The 19268-nt window shown below is 63.5% G+C and carries 23 protein-coding genes and 1 tRNA gene; 9 read left to right on the top strand and 15 right to left on the bottom strand.

Annotated features, from left to right (window positions below):
• Positions 1 to 189 precede the first annotated feature (189 nt).
• The 7 genes from K5658_RS13825 to mscL are packed head-to-tail and all read left to right on the top strand — an operon-like array spanning position 190 to position 5123.
• Entirely contained in the window at positions 190 to 555 is a 366-nt protein-coding gene (locus K5658_RS13825) for a SpoIIAA family protein (protein WP_221063710.1), read from the top strand.
• Positions 556 to 607: 52 nt separating this feature from the next.
• On the top strand, positions 608 to 1918 hold the full coding sequence (locus K5658_RS13830; RefSeq protein ID WP_221063711.1) for a TRZ/ATZ family hydrolase: 1311 nt from the start codon (positions 608 to 610) through the stop codon (positions 1916 to 1918).
• Positions 1919 to 1948: 30 nt separating this feature from the next.
• Entirely contained in the window at positions 1949 to 2662 is a 714-nt protein-coding gene (gene ubiG, locus K5658_RS13835) for a bifunctional 2-polyprenyl-6-hydroxyphenol methylase/3-demethylubiquinol 3-O-methyltransferase UbiG (protein ID WP_221063712.1), read from the top strand.
• Positions 2659 to 3339 (top strand): HAD family hydrolase, encoded by a 681-nt coding sequence (locus K5658_RS13840; protein WP_221063713.1) that lies wholly within the window; start codon positions 2659 to 2661, stop codon positions 3337 to 3339. Before ubiG ends, K5658_RS13840 begins: the two co-directional genes overlap by 4 nt.
• Positions 3336 to 4019, top strand: a complete 684-nt coding sequence (locus K5658_RS13845) for an SDR family NAD(P)-dependent oxidoreductase (protein WP_221063714.1) — start codon at positions 3336 to 3338, stop codon at positions 4017 to 4019. The genes K5658_RS13840 and K5658_RS13845 overlap by 4 nt, the downstream gene beginning before the upstream one ends.
• A gap of 22 nt (positions 4020 to 4041) precedes the next feature.
• The gene (gene sufT / locus K5658_RS13850) at positions 4042 to 4608 is read left to right on the top strand and encodes a putative Fe-S cluster assembly protein SufT (RefSeq protein ID WP_221063715.1); all 567 of its coding nucleotides are present in this window, start codon (positions 4042 to 4044) and stop codon (positions 4606 to 4608) included.
• Positions 4609 to 4667: 59 nt separating this feature from the next.
• Entirely contained in the window at positions 4668 to 5123 is a 456-nt protein-coding gene (gene mscL / locus K5658_RS13855; RefSeq protein ID WP_221063716.1) for a large conductance mechanosensitive channel protein MscL, read from the top strand.
• A gap of 51 nt (positions 5124 to 5174) precedes the next feature.
• Here the strand turns inward: mscL and K5658_RS13860 are convergent, their stop codons facing one another.
• The 15 genes from K5658_RS13860 to K5658_RS13930 form a co-directional block, all read right to left on the bottom strand.
• A complete protein-coding gene (locus K5658_RS13860) occupies positions 5175 to 6344 on the bottom strand; it encodes an MFS transporter (RefSeq protein ID WP_221066982.1) in 1170 nt (389 codons plus the stop codon).
• Complete coding sequence (gene aroC, locus K5658_RS13865) at positions 6341 to 7441, bottom strand: chorismate synthase (RefSeq protein WP_221063717.1); 1101 nt, start codon at positions 7439 to 7441, stop codon at positions 6341 to 6343. The genes K5658_RS13860 and aroC overlap by 4 nt, the downstream gene beginning before the upstream one ends.
• Positions 7442 to 7525: 84 nt before the next feature.
• Positions 7526 to 8134: an arylesterase gene (locus tag K5658_RS13870; RefSeq protein ID WP_221063718.1), complete on the bottom strand. Its 609-nt coding sequence runs from the start codon at positions 8132 to 8134 to the stop codon at positions 7526 to 7528.
• A 21-nt stretch (positions 8135 to 8155) separates the two neighbouring features.
• Entirely contained in the window at positions 8156 to 9073 is a 918-nt protein-coding gene (gene prmB, locus K5658_RS13875; RefSeq protein WP_221063719.1) for a 50S ribosomal protein L3 N(5)-glutamine methyltransferase, read from the bottom strand.
• 70 nt (positions 9074 to 9143) lie between these two features.
• Positions 9144 to 9497 carry a DUF5615 family PIN-like protein gene (locus K5658_RS13880; RefSeq protein WP_221063720.1) on the bottom strand — a complete coding sequence of 118 codons (354 nt, stop codon included), beginning with the start codon at positions 9495 to 9497 and terminating at the stop codon, positions 9144 to 9146.
• The gene (locus K5658_RS13885) at positions 9494 to 9727 is read right to left on the bottom strand and encodes a DUF433 domain-containing protein (protein WP_221063721.1); all 234 of its coding nucleotides are present in this window, start codon (positions 9725 to 9727) and stop codon (positions 9494 to 9496) included. The genes K5658_RS13880 and K5658_RS13885 overlap by 4 nt, the downstream gene beginning before the upstream one ends.
• A 55-nt stretch (positions 9728 to 9782) precedes the next feature.
• Positions 9783 to 10814, bottom strand: a complete 1032-nt coding sequence (gene argC, locus K5658_RS13890) for an N-acetyl-gamma-glutamyl-phosphate reductase (RefSeq protein ID WP_221063722.1) — start codon at positions 10812 to 10814, stop codon at positions 9783 to 9785.
• 114 nt (positions 10815 to 10928) lie between these two features.
• Positions 10929 to 11246, bottom strand: a complete 318-nt coding sequence (locus tag K5658_RS13895; RefSeq protein WP_085213515.1) for an integration host factor subunit alpha — start codon at positions 11244 to 11246, stop codon at positions 10929 to 10931.
• Positions 11247 to 11248: 2 nt separating this feature from the next.
• A complete protein-coding gene (gene pheT, locus K5658_RS13900) occupies positions 11249 to 13627 on the bottom strand; it encodes a phenylalanine--tRNA ligase subunit beta (protein ID WP_221063723.1) in 2379 nt (792 codons plus the stop codon).
• Between the two features lie 21 nt (positions 13628 to 13648).
• Positions 13649 to 14671: a phenylalanine--tRNA ligase subunit alpha gene (gene pheS / locus K5658_RS13905; protein WP_221063724.1), complete on the bottom strand. Its 1023-nt coding sequence runs from the start codon at positions 14669 to 14671 to the stop codon at positions 13649 to 13651.
• 93 nt (positions 14672 to 14764) lie between these two features.
• Positions 14765 to 15112 (bottom strand): 50S ribosomal protein L20, encoded by a 348-nt coding sequence (gene rplT / locus K5658_RS13910; RefSeq protein WP_085213509.1) that lies wholly within the window; start codon positions 15110 to 15112, stop codon positions 14765 to 14767.
• Between the two features lie 32 nt (positions 15113 to 15144).
• On the bottom strand, positions 15145 to 15342 hold the full coding sequence (rpmI, locus tag K5658_RS13915; protein WP_085213507.1) for a 50S ribosomal protein L35: 198 nt from the start codon (positions 15340 to 15342) through the stop codon (positions 15145 to 15147).
• A gap of 24 nt (positions 15343 to 15366) precedes the next feature.
• On the bottom strand, positions 15367 to 15891 hold the full coding sequence (gene infC / locus K5658_RS13920; RefSeq protein ID WP_221066983.1) for a translation initiation factor IF-3: 525 nt from the start codon (positions 15889 to 15891) through the stop codon (positions 15367 to 15369).
• Between the two features lie 21 nt (positions 15892 to 15912).
• Positions 15913 to 17829 (bottom strand): threonine--tRNA ligase, encoded by a 1917-nt coding sequence (gene thrS / locus K5658_RS13925; protein WP_221063725.1) that lies wholly within the window; start codon positions 17827 to 17829, stop codon positions 15913 to 15915.
• A gap of 58 nt (positions 17830 to 17887) precedes the next feature.
• Positions 17888 to 17964, bottom strand: a tRNA-Val gene (locus tag K5658_RS13930).
• 180 nt (positions 17965 to 18144) lie between these two features.
• Between K5658_RS13930 and K5658_RS13935 the strand changes: the two genes are divergently transcribed.
• Together K5658_RS13935 and K5658_RS13940 are read left to right on the top strand one after the other, a co-directional pair.
• Complete coding sequence (locus K5658_RS13935) at positions 18145 to 18705, top strand: Slp family lipoprotein (protein WP_221063726.1); 561 nt, start codon at positions 18145 to 18147, stop codon at positions 18703 to 18705.
• Positions 18705 to 19217 (top strand): Slp family lipoprotein, encoded by a 513-nt coding sequence (locus tag K5658_RS13940; RefSeq protein ID WP_221063727.1) that lies wholly within the window; start codon positions 18705 to 18707, stop codon positions 19215 to 19217. Before K5658_RS13935 ends, K5658_RS13940 begins: the two co-directional genes overlap by 1 nt.
• Positions 19218 to 19268: the final 51 nt, after the last annotated feature.

The raw sequence follows: 19268 nt of genomic DNA on the forward strand, positions 1-19268 counted from the left end.
TACCCCTGCCCTGGAAATTAAGGGTATTAGCAAAAACTAATTATCTCAAGCGGTATAAATCGGATTTAACGTGATGGAATTGGCAATATCGGCCACCCCCGGCGGGCGAGCTTCCCGGAGCCGCCGGGCCGGGACGGCGCTATAATGCGGCCCCATCCCATCCCCAAGCTTCCCCAACACACCCAACCCATGCCACTGACCTTGGAACACCCACAGCCCGGCCTCATGCTCGTCCGGGCCTCGGGCACAGTGACCCGCCCCGAAGCCGACGCGGCCAAACAACAGGTGATCGCCGCCCTTCCACCGCAAGGCAAGGCCCATATCCTCATCGTCATCGAACCCGGTTTCGCCAACCTGGACCCCCTCGCGAACTGGGACGACGACCGCGACGACGAACTCCTCCAACGCCACATGAGCCGGCTGGCCATCGTCGGCGACCTGAAATGGCGGGACGGTGCCTTGCTGTTCTTCCTCAAGGACTTGCTGCCCTTCCCCATCGAATTCTTCAAGACCGGGCAGGAAGCCTTGGCCGGGGCCTGGCTGCTGCATCCCTAGGCCCACGCCCCGCCCCCCTGTGCTAAAGTTTACCGAAACACTAGGTTATGCCATGCCTATCGACACCCTCCTGAGCGCGCGCTGGATCATCCCCGTGGAACCCGACGGCCTGGTGCTGGAACACCACACGCTGGCCCTGGCGGCGGGCCGCATCGCCGCCATCCTGCCCACCGCCGAGGCCCGCGCCCGCTATCCCAACGCCGCCGCCGAGGAATTCCCGCTCCACGCCCTGATCCCCGGCTTCGTCAACGCCCATACCCACGCCGCCATGTCCCTGCTGCGGGGCGTCGCCGACGACCGCCCGCTGATGGAATGGCTCACCGAGCATATCTGGCCCCTGGAACAGCGCTGGGTGGACGAGGATTTCGTGCGCGACGGCACCGACCTGGCCCTGGCCGAGATGATCCGGGGCGGGATCACCTGCTTCAACGACATGTATTTCTTCCCGGAAGTCACGGCGCGGCAAGCCGCACTGTGCGGGATGCGGGCGGTGGTGGGGCTGATCGTGGTGGATTTCCCCAGCGCCTGGGCCACGGGAGCGGACGAATACCTGAGCAAAGGCCTGGAATTGCACGAGGCGTTGAACGGCGACCCGCTCATCAGCGTGGCCTTCGCGCCCCACGCGCCCTATTCCGTCTCCGACGAACCCTTGTCCCGGCTGCGCCGGCTCGCCGCCGAACTGGAACGGCCCATCCATATGCATGTCCACGAGACCGCCGGTGAAATCGAGGAAAGCCTCCAGCGCCACGGTGTGCGCCCGCTGGAAAGGCTCGGGGCGCTGAACCTGCCCGGTCCCAACTTCGTCGCCGTGCATATGACCCAGCTCACCGAGGAGGACATCGACCTCATCGCCCGCGGCGGGGCCAGCGTGGTGCATTGCCCGGAATCCAACCTCAAGCTGGCGAGCGGCTTCTGCCCGGTGGCGAAACTGGTGGCGGCGGGGGTCAATGTCGCCATCGGCACCGACGGCGCGGCCAGCAACAACGACCTGGACGTGATGGGCGAGATGCGGATGGCGGCGCTCCTGGCCAAGGCCGTGGCCGAGGACGCCAGCGTGGTCCCGGCCCGGACCGCGCTCAGGATGGCGACCTTCAACGGGGCCAGGGCGCTGGGGCTCGATAGCGAAATCGGCTCCCTGGAACTGGGCAAGGCCGCCGATATCACCGCGATCCGGCTGGACGGCATCGAAACCCAACCGCTGTACAATCCCATCTCCGACCTGGTCTACGCCGCCAGCCGCCATCAGGTGACGGATGTCTGGGTGGCGGGCAAACGGCTCTTGTACAAGCGCGAACTGACCACGCTGGACGCCGTCGAGATTTGCCGCCGCGCCCAGGACTGGCGGCAAAAACTGATGCCGTAGCCCCCGCCCCCCAAGCTTCAAGGAAACCCCATGACCCCGACCGACAACGTACACGAACACGAAATCCGCAAATTCGGCGCCTTGGCCGAGCGCTGGTGGGACCCCGCCGGCGAATTCCAGACCTTGCACGCGGTGAACCCGCTGCGCCTGCAATTCATCCGTTCCCATGCCGAATTATCGGGCCGGCGCGTGGTGGACGTGGGCTGCGGCGGCGGCATCCTGACCGAAGGCCTGGCGCGGGCCGGGGCCGAGGCGCTGGGTATCGACCTGGGCGAGGAACTCCTGGAGGTCGCAGCCCGGCACGCCGAAGCCGCCGCGCTGGCCGTGGACTACCGCCACATCAGCGCCGAAGCGCTGGCCGGGGAACAGCCGGGCGGTTTCGACCACGTCACCTGCATGGAGATGTTGGAACATGTGCCCGACCCCGCCGCCATCGTGCGTTCCTGCGCCGACCTGGTGAAACCGGGCGGACGGGTGTTCTTCTCCACCCTCAACCGCAACCTCAAAGCCTATCTGCTCGCCATCGTCGGCGCGGAATACCTGCTCAAGATGATCCCCAAGGGCACCCATGATTTCTCCACCTTCATCAAACCCTCGGAACTCGGGCGCTGGGCGCGGGAAGCCGGGCTGGACCTTTTGGGACTCGAAGGCATCGTCTACAACCCGCTGACCCGGCAATTCAACCTGAGCCGCCGCGACATCGGCGTGAACTACCTGGCGGCCTTCGCCAAACCGGAAGCATGAAGAACACCGCGCCCGCGATCACCGCCGTGCTGTTCGACCTGGACGGCACCTTGCTGGACACCGCGCCCGACCTGGTTTTCGCCCTCAACGCCGCCCTGGCCGAGGCCGGCCTGCCCCCTTGCGCGGCGACGGCGGTGAAACCCCATATTTCGGGCGGGGCGCGGGCCATGCTGGGCCATGCCCTGGGCCGTCCGGTGGCGGCGGCGGGGGAACCGTTGCTACAGCGGATGCTGGACCTTTATCAAACCCATCTGGCCGACCGGACCGGATTGTTCGAGGGCATGGATACCGTGCTGGCCGAATTGGACGCCCGCGGCCTGCCCTGGGGCATCGTCACCAACAAGCGCCGCCGCTTCACCGACCCCCTGGCGGCGGCGCTCCGGCTCACCCCGCGGACCGCCTGCATCGTCAGCGGCGACACCACCGCCGAATGCAAACCCCATCCCCTGCCCCTGCTGGAAGCCAGCCGCCGCCTGGGACACGCGCCGGAACGCTGTGTCTATATCGGCGATGCCGCCAAGGATATGGAAGCGGGCCGCCGCGCCGGGATGACCACCTTGGCGGCTTGGTACGGCTATATCGCGGCGGACGACAACCCCTTGGGCTGGGGAGCCGATGGCCATATCCACCGGCCCTTGGACCTGCTCGCTTGGTTGGACGGAGGAACACAGCCATGACCACACCCCTGCAAAACCGCGTCGTCCTCGTCACCGGGGCCACGGGCGCCCTGGGTTCGGCGACCGCCCAGGCTTGCGCCCGCGCCGGCGCGACCGTGGTGCTGCTGAGCCGCGGAATCCCCCGGCTGGAAAAGCTCTACGACGCCATCGTCGCCGCGGGCGGTCCCCAACCCGCCCTCTATCCGCTGGACCTGGCCGGGGCCACCGAGAAGGACTACGCCGACCTGGCCGACACCCTGGAACGCGAACTCGGGGCTTTGCACGGGCTGGTGCATTGCGCCGCCGAACTCGGCAGCCTCGGCCCCCTGGCCGATGTCACCGGCGAACGCTGGCAACGCCTGCTCCATGTCAACCTGACCGCCCCCGCCATCATGACCCGCGAACTGCTGCCCCTGCTCAAAGCCGGCGCGGGCGCGGCGGTGTTTGTGGGCGATTCGGCGGTCGGGCTGGGCAAAGCCTATTGGGGCGGCTATGGCGTGGCGAAAATCGGCCTCGAAGGCTACGCCCGCATCCTCGCCGACGAAACCGAAGGCCATGGACTCAAGGTCCATTATTTCATCCCCGGCCCGCTCCAAAGCCCGATCCGGCGTTCGGCCTATCCCGCCGAACCCCCGGAAGCGCTGGCGAAGCCGGACACCGCCGCCGGGCGCATCCTCGCCCTGCTGGCCCCGAATCCGTAAGAACCCACCGAGAGCAAAGCTTATGTACGGTCATAGCCATGGTTACGGGCGCGAGAGCATCGCCCTGCAACGCGAAGTGAACGTGGTCAACATCCCCGAAGGCACCCCCGGCACCCTGCCCGCCGGGCATATCGTCACGCTTTACCAATCCCTGGGCGGCAATTTCACGGTGACGACGGAATGGGGCTATATGGTCCGCATCGCCGGCGAGGACGCCGACGCCCTGGGCAAGGAACCCCCCGCCCTCGGCAACCTCGCCAGCGGCACCGACGCCGGGACGGTGGAACGCAACGCCTGGGAAATCCTCAAGACCATCTTCGATCCCGAAATCCCGGTGAATATCGTGGACCTGGGGCTGGTCTACCACTGCGGGGTGCGGCCACGGGAAGACGGGTTGAACGACGTGCATATCCTCATGACCCTGACCGCGCCGGGCTGCGGCATGGGGCCGGTCCTGCAATACGACGCCGAGGCGGCGGTGAAGAACCTGCCGGGCGTGGGCGATGTGCGGGTGGAAGTGGTGTTCGATCCGCCCTGGAGCCGCGACAGGATGTCGGAGGTGGCGAAATTGCAGTTGGGGATGATTTGAGGCACCCTTGAACCCGGCCCAACGGCCATCCCCCTCAACGGACCCCCAGGAAGCCGCCCATGTTCGAAGAATTCAAAAAATTCATCCTGAAAGGCAATGTCGTCGACCTGTCCACCGGCGTCATCATCGGGGCCGCCTTCACCGGCATCGTGACGGCGTTCACCAAGGGCATCGTCGAACCCATCCTGGCCTTGGCCGGGGGCGGTCCCCAGCCCAGGCTGACCATCCCGATCATGAACAAGCTGGTCGAGGTCACGGAAAAGAACGCGGCGGGCGAACCCGTCACCCGCACCGTGAACAAGCTGATCGAACTGGATATCGGCAGCATCATCGGGGCCGGCGTCAGCTTCCTGATCACCGCGTCCGTGGTGTTCTTCATCATCGTCAAGCCGATGAACAAGCTGGCGGAGCTGGCCTCCCGGAAAAAAGCCAGCGAAGAATCGGAAGCCCCGCCGCCCGCGCCCGCCGATATTCAACTGCTGACCGAAATCCGGGATTTGCTGAAGAGCAAATGAAACCGATCCATCGCCCCGGCCCCGCCGGGAATCCGGGGCGATGGCGTCGGCTCAAGCCGGAGACCGGCTCCGCCCCACCCCCGGCCAAGCCACCAGCAAGGCCAGCAGGCAACACCCCGCCGCCGCCGTGAACACCCAATGCGGCCCGAACGCCTCCCAGCCATAGCCGCTGAGGAAACTCCCCAACGCCCCGCCCAGCCCGAAACTCAGGCTGCTATAGAGCGCCTGTCCCTTGCCATGGTGCGGCCCCCGGAAATAGCCATGCACCAAATGGATGGCGACCGCGTGGACCGCCCCGAAACTGGCTGCGTGCAACACCTGGGCGATGAGCAACCAAGCCAGATGGTCCACGCCCCAGGCGATCATCAGCCACCGCGCCGCGCTCAGGGCGAGGCTGCCCAGCAGGATGGCGCGGGGACTGGCGAGGCGCAGCAGCCGGTGGAACCCGGCGAACAGGACGATTTCGGCGAACACCCCCAAGGCCCAAAGCTGGCCGATCCCGGCCCCGTCGAAGCCGTGTTCCTCCAGGTAGACCGAGAAGAACACGTAGTACGGCCCATGGGCGACCTGCAACAGCATATTGGCCGTGAAGAAGGCGATCACATCCGGGCGTTTCAGGATAACGGCCAAGCTGCCCTGCCCTTCGCCATGGTTCTCGCGCCCGGAGGATGGCACCACCAGGGTATTCAGCCACAGCGCCCCGAACAGCACGGCCACCGCCTGCGGCAGACACGCGACCGGGAACAGCCCGTCCAGCCCCTTGCCCAGCAATGCCACCAAGGCGATGAAGCCGATGGAACCCCACATCCGGATGCGGCTATAGCGTTGCGCCTGCCCGTGCAAATGGCCCAGGGTGATGGTCTCGAACAAAGGCAGGATGGCGTTCCAGAAGAAGCTGAACCCCAGCATGACCCAGGCCACCCCGGCATAGTCCCGCACCCAGAACACGGCGCAGAACCCCGCGAAGGTGGAAAACGCGGCCCAACGGATCAAGCGCAGGGTCCGGCCCGTATGGTCGGCCAGCCAGCCCCAGAGGTTGGGGGAAACGATCTTGGTGGCGGCGGGGATCGCCATGATCTGGCCGATCTGGACCGGATCGAAACCGATGCCTTCCAGATACAACGGCCAGTACGGCAGGAACGCGCCCAGGGCGCAGAAGTAGAAGAAATAGATGCCGGACAGCCGGACGTAGGGCAGGCCCGGCCCGGCAGGAGCGTTTATGGGGCTTGCGGCGGGATGGGCCGCACACCGGGCGCGACATCGCCATTCTGGGCGCGGTGCCGCAAGTAGTGATCCATCAGCACCAGGGCCACCATGGCCTCGGCGATGGGCGTGGCGCGGATGCCCACGCAAGGATCGTGGCGTCCGGTGGTGACGACCTCGACCGGCTCGCCCCGCACATTCACCGAACGGCCCGGCAGGCGCAGGCTGGATGTCGGTTTCAAGGCGATGCTGGCGAGGATATCCTGGCCCGAGGAAATCCCGCCCAGGATGCCGCCCGCATGGTTGCTGAGGAACCCTTCCGGCGTGATTTCGTCGCGGAACTCCGTGCCCTTGGCTTCGACACAGCCGAAGCCGCCGCCGATTTCCACGCCCTTCACCGCGTTGATGCTCATCAGGGCATAGGCCAGTTCGGCATCCAGCCGGTCGAAAACGGGTTCGCCCCAGCCGGGCGGCACGCCGATCGCCACCACGTTGATGCGGGCACCGATGGAATCGCCCGCTTTGCGCAGGGCGTCCATGAAGTTCTCCAGCGCCTCGACCTGGTCCGGGTCGGGGCAGAAGAACGGGTTGTTATCGATCTCTTCCCAGACGATGCGCCCGATCTTGATGGGGCCGAGTTGGGCCAGATAGCCCCGGATTTCGACCCCCAAGCGTTCGCGGAGGTATTTCTTGGCGATGGCCCCCGCCGCCACCCGCATCGCGGTTTCCCGCGCCGAGGAACGTCCGCCGCCCCGGTAGTCGCGGAAGCCGTATTTCATGTGGTAGGTATAATCGGCGTGGGCGGGCCGGAATTGCTCGGCGATATTGCCGTAGTCCTTGGAACGCTGGTCCACGTTCTCGATCAGGAGGCCGATGGGCGTGCCGGTGGTTTTGCCCTCGAACACGCCGGAGAGGATTTTCACTTCGTCCGGTTCGCGGCGCTGGGTGGTGTGGCGCGAAGTGCCGGGTTTGCGGCGGTCGAGTTCGATCTGCAAATCGGCCTCCGACAGAAGCAGGCCGGGCGGGCAGCCATCGACGATGCAGCCGAGGGCGGGACCGTGGCTTTCGCCGAAGGTGGTGACGGTGAAGAGTTGGCCTAGGGTGTTGCCTGACATGTGAACTATTCCTGGATACCTTTTATAAAACCGCTTTGGCTTCGACAAGCCGGAATAGGCGCGGATAACGATCCCGCGATTTCCTCAAATCGCCCCCGCCGCCTTCAAACGCTCCGCCACCGCCTCCGCCAACAACTTATAACCCGCCGCGTTGGGATGCACCGAATCCGACTTGAGCCCCGGATCGCGGATGATGCGGCTCAGGGTGCCGGTTTCGATGGGCAGGGCGAATTCCCCGGCGATGCGTTCGTAGAGATCGGGCGGCGACAAGGTCAGCCCGAAGCTGGGCACCGCGATCAACACCACATCGACGCCACGCTCCCGCGCCAGCTTGACCATAGCCCTAAGATTGTCCTCCGCGCCCTTTTCGCCCAGGTTGCGGAGGAAATCGTTGCCACCATGGCAGAGGATCAATAGCGCGGGCTGGTATTCGTCCAGGAGTTCCGGCAGGCGGACCAAGCCCTCGGCGCTGGTTTCGCCCGGAATCCCGGCGTTGACGATATCGCGACCGATCATCCCCCCCAACAGATCGGGATAACTCTGGCCGGAACCGGCCCCGGTACCATAGGTCAGGCTATCGCCGAAGGCCAGCACCTTGGCTTCGCCCGGCAAGGGCGGCAGCTTGGCGGATGGACCGCAACCCCACAGGCACAGCAGGAACAGGCAAAGGCCGATGTTCAAAAATCCGCGCATGGCAGCCGCCCGGCCTTATTATTATTGGAACAGTTCGCGGTATTCCTCGACCTGCTCGGCGGTCAGCAGGAACACGCCATCCCCGCCCCGCTCGAAATCCAACCAGCAGAACGGCACCTCCGGGTAAGCCTCGGCCAAGGCTTCGGCGGAACTCCCGACCTCCACCACCAGGATACCGTCGGGCTTGAGATGGCGATGGGCGTCCTTGAGGATGCGCCGGACACAATCCAAGCCATCCTCGCCGCTTTCGAGACCGAGTTTGGGCTCGGCGTGGAATTCGGGCGGCAGGGCTTGCCACTCGGCCCGGTTCACATAGGGCGGGTTGCTGACGATGATGTCGTAACACTTGCCGTCCAGCCCGGAATACACGTCGGACTCGACCACCCGCACATGGTCTTCCATCTCGTGGCGGGCGATGTTGACCTGGGCCACTTCCAGCGCGTCCAGGGAAATATCGGCGGCGTCCACCGCCGCTTGGTGGAAGGCGTGGGCGCAGGCGATGGCGATACAGCCGCTGCCGGTGCAAAGGTCGAGGATATCGGTCACGGCGTCCGGCTCTTCCAGCCAGGGCGCGAAGTGGTTTTCGATCAACTCGGCGATGGGCGAACGCGGCACCAACACCCGCTCGTCCACATAGAACGACAGCCCGGCGAACGGCGCTTCGTGGGTCAGGTAGGCCAGGGGCTTGCGCTCGTCGATGCGCCGCTGGATCAAGGCATAGACCCGCTCCCGCTCAGAGGGGATCAAGCGGGCCTCGAAATAGCCGCCGGGCAGGTCGTAGGGCAGGCGCAGGGCGTGCAATACCAGGGCGGCGGCTTCGTCCAAGGGTCCGGCGGTGCCGTGGCCGAAGAACAAGCCCGCCTCGGCGAAGCGGCTGGCGGCGTAGCGGACGTAATCGCGCAGGGTGGAAAGGGTTTCCAGGGTGGTTTGGCGGTTCATGGACAGGATATCGATAAGGTAAATGGACTAGGAGGACCACACCGGGCTACATCGCCGATAACTTGAACCATTACCTATGTTCAATCAATGCGGTCCGGGTTATTTCAACGTAATCATAGGCTTCGAACGCATCGAGGATGGCCGGTAGATTCTTGGAGAATATCTCCTCAAGGTCGCGGTTGCTGATACTTCCGGTCGAGACCAGCAGGAGTTTATAAGGCACCCCCGAAACCAAGAACGAATTGACAAAAGCCGCGTCCTTGGTGACAGCCACCCGTTGTTCTTCCAACGAGATTTCGTTGATACGCTGATCGGGCGTGCGGTTTCCCGAGGGCAATTCCAAAGTATGGAGAACATCCTGGCCGCGCCATCTCAAACAAGCCGCCAAGCTCCGCGGCAACTGGGCATCGATCAGAAATCTCATGCGGCCAGCATTTCAATCCGCTTCACCTGGGCCAAACGGGCGGCGAATTCCAAGGCCGCGACGATATCTTCCCGCTCCAGGTCCTCGTAGTCGGCCAGAATATCTTCAAAACTCATGCCCGAGCCCAGCCATTCCAGGATGTTTTCCACCGGGTAGCGCATACCGCGGATACACGGTTTGCCGTGGCAGACTCCGGGGTCTACGGTGATTCGTCCAGTTGGTTTTTCCATGGTATCCATTTCCGGCAATCCGCTCACATTACGCAGGCTTGGCTTTTGAACCGGCTCAGGGATATAAACCCACCGCCCACAAGCCCGCCGTCTCCGCCAAGCCGAACATCAGGTTCATATTCTGCACCGCCTGCCCCGCCGCGCCCTTCACCAGATTATCGATGACCGACAACACCACCACGGTATCCCCGCCCAAAGGCCGATGCACGGCGATCTGGCAACGGTTGACGCCGCGCACGTTGCGGGTGTCGGGATGGGCACCCTGGGGCAGCACATCGACAAATGGCTCGTCCCGGTAACGCGCCTCGAACAAGGCTTGCAAATCGTCCGCGCCGCCCTTGAGATCGGCATACAGCGTGGCATGGATGCCGCGGATCATGGGCGTCAGGTGCGGCACGAAGGTGAGGCCGACGGCGGTGCCGGCCATTAGCTCCAAACCCTGCTTGATTTCCGGCCAATGGCGGTGGCCCTGGACGGCGTAGGCTTTGAAGCTCTCGCCGGTCTCGCTCATCAAGATGGGGATTTCGGCCTTGCGCCCGGCCCCGCTGACCCCGGATTTCACATCGGCGATGATGCGGCCCGGATCGATCACACCGGCTTCCAGCAAGGGCAACAAGCCCAGTTGCACCGAAGTCGGATAACAGCCAGGACAGGCGATCAAACGGGCCGAGCGGATGGCCTCGCGGTTGACCTCGGGCAGGCCGTAGACGGCTTCCGCCAACAGTTCGGGACAGGCGTGCGGCTCGCCATACCAATGCGCCCAGACGGCGGGGTCTTGCAGCCGGAAGTCGGCGGCGAGGTCGATCACCTTGACGCCACGGGCCAGGAGTTCCGGGGCCATCCGCATGGCCGTGCCGTTCGGGGTGGCGAAGAACACCACGTCGCACCCGGCCAGGGCTGCGGCACCAGGCTCGACAAACACCGCGTCCACGAAGCCGCGCAGGTTGGGATAGGCCGCGTCCACCCGCTTGCCGACATCGGCCCGCGAGGTCACGGCTCCGATCTCGACTCCGGGATGGGTCGCCAGGATGCGCAGCAGTTCCACGCCGGTATAGCCGGTGCCGCCCACGATGCCCGCTCGGATCATATGCTTACCTCCACCGCTGCCGCGCCGGAATGCGCGGACAAAAAAAGTGGCGGGTGGCCGGGATGAACGTTTCCACTGGAACCCATCGCCGACCCCCCGCCACCCCGTGATTATTCAGCCCGCGACTTCCTGGCCCCGGTTCAGTTCCTCGAACGCCTCGACCTTGACCTTGAGCTTCTGGCCCGGCTTGAATGTCACCACCCGGCGGGCGGTGATGGGGATTTCCTCGCCGGTCTTGGGGTTGCGGCCGGGACGCTGATTCTTGTCGCGGAGGTCGAAATTGCCGAAGCCCGACAGCTTGACCGAACGGCCCTGCGCCAAGGCAGCTTTGACTTCCTCGAAAAATTGATCGACCAGGTCTTTGGCGTCTTTCTTGTTCATACCGAGTTCGGTGGACAAATGTTCCACCATATCCGCCTTGGTGAGCGCCATGTTCAGTCCCTCAATTTGGCTTCGTGGGCGATGGCGAGGGCTTCCACCACCGTGGCAACAGCGGCATCGACCTTGGCATCGGTCAGGGTTTCGGCGTCGTCGCGCCAGATCAGGGCCAAGGCCACGCTTTTCTTACCGGGTTCCACGCCCTGCCCCCGGTACACGTCGAACACCGAGACCTCGCGCAGCAGGTCGCCGCCGTGGGTCCGGGCGCAATCCACCAAGCGGTCCACCGGCAGATTGGCATCGACGATCAAGGCGATATCGCGGCGGGTCTGCGGGAATCTCGACAGCGGCTTGAACTTGGGGACAGCGCGCTGGAGCAGGATGTCCTGATCCAATTGGAACAAGAACACGTTCTGCTCGAAGCCCAGTTGTTTTTCCAAGCGCGGGTGCAGCATGCCGATCCAACCCAGGAACTCACCGTCCAGCTTGACCGCGGCGGCCTGCCCCGGATGCAGGGCCGGATGGCTGCCCGCCGCGAAACTCAAGGCGTCGGAACGGCCCGTCAAACGCACAATGGCCTCGACATCGGCCTTGAGATCGTAAAAATCGACCGGCTGGGTTTTTTCGCCCCATTGCTCGGCGTTCACCGTGCCCATGGCCAGGGCGGCGATGGATTTGCGTTGTTCCAGTCCTTCGGGACGTTGGACGAACCGGAGGCCGGTTTCGAACAGACGGACGCGGGTTTGCTGGCGATTGGCGTTCTTGAGCGCGGCGTCCAATAGGCCGACCCAGAGGCCGGTCCGCATCACCGCCAGTTCGGCGGAAATCGGGTTCTTGAGCGGCAGGCCGGAAATCCCCGGCTCGATGAGCTTTTGCATGGCGTCATCGACGAAGCTATAAGTGATGGCTTCCTGGAAACCGCGATCCACCAGCACATCCTTGACCCGGTCCAGCGCCAAGCTGTGTTCGGACACCGGGCGCATCGCGGTGGGGATGGCCGGCTGGCGGCGCGGCAAGGCGTCGTAGCCATAGACTCGGCCCAGTTCCTCGATCAAATCGGCCTCGATGGCGATATCGAAGCGGAAACCGGGCGGCGTGACCGACCAGCCTTCCGGGGTTTCTTTTGGGCTCAAGCCCAAGCGGGACAGGATGTCCTTGACCCGTGCGGGTTCGATGGAAAGGCCGAGCAAACGGCCAATCCGTTCGGAACGCAGGGCGATGGGTTCGCGCTTCGGGAGATGTCCGGGGCTGGAAGCCTCGACCACGGGACCGGCCTCGCCGCCCGCGATGTCGAGGATCAAGCGGGTGGCGCGTTCGATGGCACGGGCCTGCATCCCGAAATCCACACCGCGCTCGAAGCGGTGCGAGGAATCGGTCGCGAGGCCATAGCGGCGGGCCTTGCCCATGATCAGCGCGGGCGAGAAGAAGGCGCATTCGAGGAAGATATCGACCGTGGTTTCGCCCACCGCGGATTCGCTGCCGCCCATGATGCCGGCCAAGGCTAGCGCCTTGCGGTCGTCGGCGATGACCAAGGTGTCGGCGTGCAATTCGATGTCCTGGCCGTTCAAAAGGCTCAGCTTTTCGCCGGGTTGGGCATAGCGGGCCTGGATGCCGCCGTCGAGCTTGGCGGCGTCGAAGGCATGGAGCGGTTGGCCCAGTTCCAGCAGGATGTAATTGGTGACATCGACCACGGCGTCGAGCGAACGCAGGCCCGAACGGCGCAGGCGCTCCTTCATCCACAGCGGGGTTTCCGCCGTGCGGGACACGCCCTTGATCATGCGGCCCAGGTAACGCGGGCAGGCTTCCGGCGCGGGCAGGCCGACGGGCAGCGTGTCATTGATGGTCACGGACACCGGCGCGGTTGCCGGCGGGTTCAGGTCCAGGCCGTTGAGCAAGGCCACTTCGCGGGCGATGCCCTCGACGCTGAGACAATCGGCGCGGTTGGGCGTCAGATCGACCTCGATCAAGGTATCGTCGAGTTGCAGATAGTCGCGGAGGCTGGTGCCAACCGGGGCATCGGCGGGCAATTCCAACAGCCCCGAGGCATTCTCGTCGATGCCCAATTCCTTGGCCGAACACATCATGCCGCAGGATTCCACGCCGCGCAGGGCGGAACGCTTGATCTTGAGGCCGCCCGGCAATTCAGCGCCTTCCATCGCCAAGGGAGCGCGGAGTCCCGCCCGCGCATTCGGCGCACCGCAGACGATTTGCAGGGGTTCGCCCTGCCCCGCCGCCACCTTGCACACCTTCAGGCGGTCGGCCTGGGGATGGGGCGCGGTTTCCAGGATTTCGGCCACCACCACGCCGCTAAACGCACCGGCGGCGGGTTCGGCGCTATCGACCTCAAGCCCCGCCATGGTCAGTTGATGGACCAGTTGCGCGGTATCGAGGGAAGGATTGACGTAGGCCCGGAGCCAGGCTTCGCTGAAACGCATAGGAAAAGCCGTATCTTGTTCTTAGAAAGCCGCGAACTGCCCGAGGAACTTGAGATCGTTCTCGAAGAACAGCCGTAGGTCGTTGATGCCGTAGCGCAGCATGGCCATGCGCTCCACGCCCAGCCCGAAGGCGAAGCCGGTATAGCGTTCCGGGTCGATGCCGACGAAGTCGAATACCTTGGGATGGATCATGCCGCAGCCCATCACTTCCAGCCAGCCCGTCTGGCCGCATACCCGGCAACCTGAGCCGCCGCACATCACGCACTCGATATCGACCTCGGCGGACGGCTCGGTGAACGGGAAATAGGACGGGCGGAAACGCACCTGCACATCCTTCTCGAAGAACAGGGTGAGGAAGTCGTACAGGATGCCGCGCAAATCGGCGAAGCTGACGTTCTCATCGACCAGGAAGCCCTCGACCTGATGGAACATCGGCGTATGGGTCAAATCGGAATCGCAACGATAGACCCGCCCTGGGGCGATCACCCTGAGCGGCGGCTGGCGCGATTCCATGATCCGCACCTGCACCGGCGAGGTATGGGTGCGCAGCAGGGTATGCTCGTCGAAATAGAAGGTATCGTGCATCGCCCGCGCCGGATGGGAAGCGGGGATGTTGAGCGCCTCGAAGTTATGATAATCGTCCTCGACCTCCGGGCCTTCGACGATTTCAAAACCCACCTGGGCGAATAATTCGGAGATGCGGCGCAGGGTCAGCGTGACCGGATGCAAACCGCCGGTGTGCTGGCCGCGACCTGGAAGGGTCACGTCGATGGTTTCGCGGGCGAGGCGCAGTTCCAGCTCGCGGGTTTCCAGCAGGGTTTTATGGGCTTCCAACTCGGCGACGAAGCCATCCTTGACGCGGTTGATCTGGGCACCGGCCTCCTTGCGCTGCTCGGGCGGAAGACCGCCGAGCGCCTTCATGCGCTCGGTGAACAAGCCCTTCCTGCCGAGATAATGCACCCGCACCTGATCCAGCTTGACCAGGCTATCGGCCTCGGCCAAATCCTTGCGCGCCTGCGCGAGCACATCTTCGAGAGGGGTCATCACGGCGCCTTGCCTTGCTCAGTACTTGTGGGGGATAAACAGACGCGGGAAGCAGCGTATGGCACGCCCTTCCCGCCGGGGAACGCTGGGGTCTCAGCCCTTGGCGATCTTGGCCAATTCGCCGAACGCTTCCTTGTCGCGCACGGCCAAATCCGCCAATACTTTGCGGTCGATTTCGACGGAAGCCTTCTTCAGGCCGTCGATGAAGCGGCTGTAGGACAGGCCGAATTCGCGGGCCGCCGCGTTGATGCGGACGATCCACAGGGCGCGGAACTGGCGCTTCCTCTGTCTGCGGTCGCGGTAGGCATATTGGCCGGCCTTGATGACGGCTTGCTTGGCGATGCGATAGACGCGGCTACGGGCGCCATAGTAACCCTTGGCTTGCTTGAGCACCTTCTTATGGCGGGCTCTAGCGGTTACCCCCCGTTTTACTCTAGGCATGGAAACCTCTTAACTCTCGGATCGTAGTGGAATCAGCTATGCGGCAACAGACGGGCCACGCCACGGACATCGGAATCGTGGACCATATTGGCCCCCCGCAGCTGGCGTTTACGCTTGGTGCTTTTCTTGGTGAGGATGTGGCGGCGGTGCGAGTGGTTGCACTTGAAGCCGCCGGACGCGGTTTTCTTGAAGCGTTTAGCCGCGCCGCGATTGGTTTTCAATTTTGGCATCATAGTCTCCAGGTTGAAGTCGGGTTATTTTTTGCGTTTGGGCGCAAGCGTCATACTCAATTGCTTGCCTTCCATCTTCGGAAACTGCTCGACCACCGCATGCTCCACCAAATCGGTTTCGATCCGTTTGAGCAGGTCCATACCCAAATCTTTATGGCTTAATTCGCGCCCGCGGAATCTGACGGTCACTTTGGCCTTATCACCATCGCTCAAAAAACGCACGAGATTGCGTAGTTTGACCTGATAATCGCCTTCGTCGGTGCCGGGGCGGAATTTAACTTCCTTGACCTGAATTTGCTTCTGCTTTTTCTTCGCGGCTTGCAGCTTTTTGTTCTGCTCGAAGCGAAACTTGCCGTAATCCATGATGCGGCAAACGGGAGGCTCGGCCCCTGGGGAAATCTCCACCAGGTCCAATTCGGCCTCATAAGCCATTTGCTTGGCTTCCCTGATCGATACGACCCCGACTTGGTTGCCTTCCGAGTCGATCAAACGGACGCTGGGGACCATGATCTCGTCGTTCAGGCGCGGTTCTTTTCTTTCGGCAGTGATATCCTAATCCTCCACAGACGATTATTGAGTGACAGCGCGGGTCGCCGCTTCTTCGGTGAGCAAACGGATAAGCTCCGGCCACTCGAAGCTGCCGAGGTCCTTGCCTTTTTGGGTACGCAGGGAAACGGTGCGGGACTCGACTTCCTTATCGCCGACGATGAGTAGATAAGGGACGCGCTGCATGGAATGCTCGCGGATTTTAAAGCCGATCTTCTCATTTCTCAAGTCGGTTTCAATCCTGAGTCCATGCCGGGTCAATTCGCCCGCCAATGTCTCGACATACCCGGCCTGGCTATCGGTGATATTCATGACCACCGCTTGTATGGGCGCGAGCCACAAGGGGAAATATCCCGCGAAATGCTCGATCAGAATACCGATAAACCGCTCCATCGAGCCTAAAATCGCCCGATGCAGCATCACCGGGGTGTGTTTGGCGCCATCTTCGGCCACATAGACCGCGCCCAGGCGTTCCGGCATGGAGAAATCGACCTGGATGGTGCCGCATTGCCACACCCGGTCCAGACAATCGCTCAAGGAAAATTCGATCTTGGGGCCATAGAACGCGCCTTCGCCCGGCTGCAATTGGAAAGCGATGCCTTTGTTGTTCAAGGCGGTTTCCAGCGCGGCCTCGGCCTTGTCCCAAACTTCGTCGGAACCGACACGCTTGGCGGGACGGGTCGAGAGTTTCACCAAGACCTTCTCGAAGCCGAAATCGGCATAGACCTTGTGCAATAGGTCGATGAAGCGGGAAACCTCGTCCTGGATTTGCGTCTCGGCGCAGAAGATATGGGCGTCGTCCTGGGTGAAGCCGCGCACGCGCATGAGGCCGTGCAGCACGCCGGACAACTCGTTGCGGTGGCAAGCGCCGAACTCGGCCAAGCGCAGGGGCAAATCGCGGTAGCTCTTCAAGCCTTGGTTGTACACCTGGATATGGCAGGGGCAGTTCATGGGCTTGATGGCGTAGTCCCGCTCTTCCGAGTTCGTGGTGAACATCTCGGATTGGAACTTGTCCCAGTGGCCGGATTTTTCCCACAGGGTACGGGAGACGACCAGGGGCGTGCGGATTTCCTCGTAGCCGTTGGCGCGGAACACCGAGCGCATATATTGTTCGACCACCTGCCACAGCACCCAGCCCTTGGGATGCCAGAACACCATGCCCGGCGCTTCTTCCTGCAAGTGGAACAGGTCCAGGGTCTTGCCGATCTTGCGATGGTCGCGGCGCTCGGCTTCTTCCAGGCGGTGCAGGTACTCTTTCAGGTCTTTCTTGTCGGCCCAGGCCGTACCGTAGATGCGTTGCAACATCTCGTTCTTGGGATCGCCGCGCCAATAGGCCCCGGCGATCTTCATCAGCTTGAAGGCTTTGAGCTTGCCGGTATCCGGCACATGGGGACCGCGGCACAGGTCGGTGAAATCGCCTTGGCCATAGAGCGAAATATCCTGGTCGGCGGGAATATCGCGGATGATCTCGGCTTTGTAAGCCTCGCCCTGCTTCAGGAAGAATTCGGCGGCCTCGTCGCGCGGCATCACTTGACGGCGCACCGGCAGGGCTTGCGCGGCCAGTTCCTCCATCTTCTTTTCAATGGCGGCCAAATCTTCCGGGGTGAAGGGGCGCTCGTAGGAAAAGTCGTAGTAGAAGCCGTTATCGACCACGGGGCCGATGGTGACTTGCGCGGTGGAGAACAGCGATTTGACCGCCTGGGCCAGGAGGTGGGCGGTGGAATGGCGGATGACTTCGAGGCCATCGGCGTCTTTGCCGGTCACGAGGGCGACCTGGGCGTCATTCTCGATCACCTGGGACAGATCGACCAGCTTGCCATCGACGCGACCGGCCAAGGCCGCCTTGGCGAGACCGGGGCCGATGGATTCGGCGACTTCCAGCAGCGTGACGGCGCGGTCGAATTGCCGGGTCGAGCCGTCGGGCAACGTTATCACGGGCATCGTTTCATCACCTCGCTAACAAAAAAAGCATCGCACTGCGATGCTTTTTTCTGGGATTTGGTAGGCGCGATTGGACTCGAACCAACGACCCCCACCATGTCAAGGTGGTGCTCTAACCAACTGAGCTACGCGCCTGCAATCAAGAGCGCTCATTATATCGGGATTTCATGGATGCGCAAGCCTTTTCTTGCGGGCGCGGACATAAGTCGTGCCAACCGCGTCCGGGATAGCCGCAGCGGCGGGCGGTCTAAACTATCGCCCAGGATGAAACCGCTCTTTAAAGCTTCTTTTCCATCCATCACCGAGGACCGCGACATGGACATCCACCCGACCCACCCGCCCTGCTCCCGCCTGCCCTGGTTCTTGCTGTCCCTCCTGCTGGCGGGATGTAGCGCCAGCCCCATCTCCAAGCCGCTGCGGCAGGCGGCGGAACAACAGCCCGCGTTCAGCGCCATCGCCGTCCAGCCCGGGGCGTTCAAGGGCCGGGCGGTCGTGCTGGGCGGCAGCGTGATCCAAACCACCAACCAGCCGAAAACCACCGAAATCGAAGTCTTGCAGAAACCCCTCAGCCGCTACAACGACAGCCCCGAGGACAACGACCGCAGTGCCGGGCGCTTCCTGGTGCGCTGTCCCGGCTTCCTGGACTCGGCGCTCTATGCCAAGGGGCGGGATATCACGGTGGCGGGACCGGTCGAGGGCGCGGAAACCCGGCCCCTCGATCAAATCCACTATACCTATCCGGTGATCGGCTGCCAGCAAATCCATTTGTGGCCGGCCCAGCCGCAAGCGGCCTATTACTATCCGGCTTATCCCTATGGCTATGGTCTTGGGTGGGGTGGCTGGGCGGGGTATTACCCCTATTGGTATCCGTACTGATGCGACGGAACCGCCTGGCCCGGCGCGGGTTTCACCTCGGACTCTGCTGGGCGCTCTGGCAGCTGGGCGGTTGCGCCACAGCGCTTTCCGGGGCCGCGATGGATTGGGCGACTCCGGGCGTCACACCCGGCGCGGTGCTGGAGGCTCCCCGCCATCATATCGGGCAGGTCGTGCTGCTGGCCGGTCCCATCCTGGGGCTGGAAAACCCCAAGGAAGGCGCGATACTCGAAATTCTCGGCTATCCCACCACGGCGCGGGGCTTTCCCGATACCAGCGAACCGGCCTTGGCGCGCTTCTTCCTGCGCTATCCCGGCTATTTGGACCCCAAGGTTTATTGGCCGGGGCGTTCCATCGCCGCCGCCGCGCGGGTCGAAGGCGAGCGCGAAACCTCCAGCAACGGCACCGTACAGCACCACCCCGTACTGCGCTCCTTGGAATTGAAACTGCTGCCGGAACCCACCTTGTACGATTCTCCCATCCTGATCGGTATCGGGGTGATGGGCGGGTTTTAAGGCCATCCCATCCCCCACAAACGGCCTCGAAACCCGCTTGGTGCCCTCGGC

The sequence above is a fragment of the Methylomagnum ishizawai genome, assembly GCF_019670005.1.
GTDB classification, from domain to species: Bacteria; Pseudomonadota; Gammaproteobacteria; order Methylococcales; family Methylococcaceae; genus Methylomagnum; species Methylomagnum ishizawai.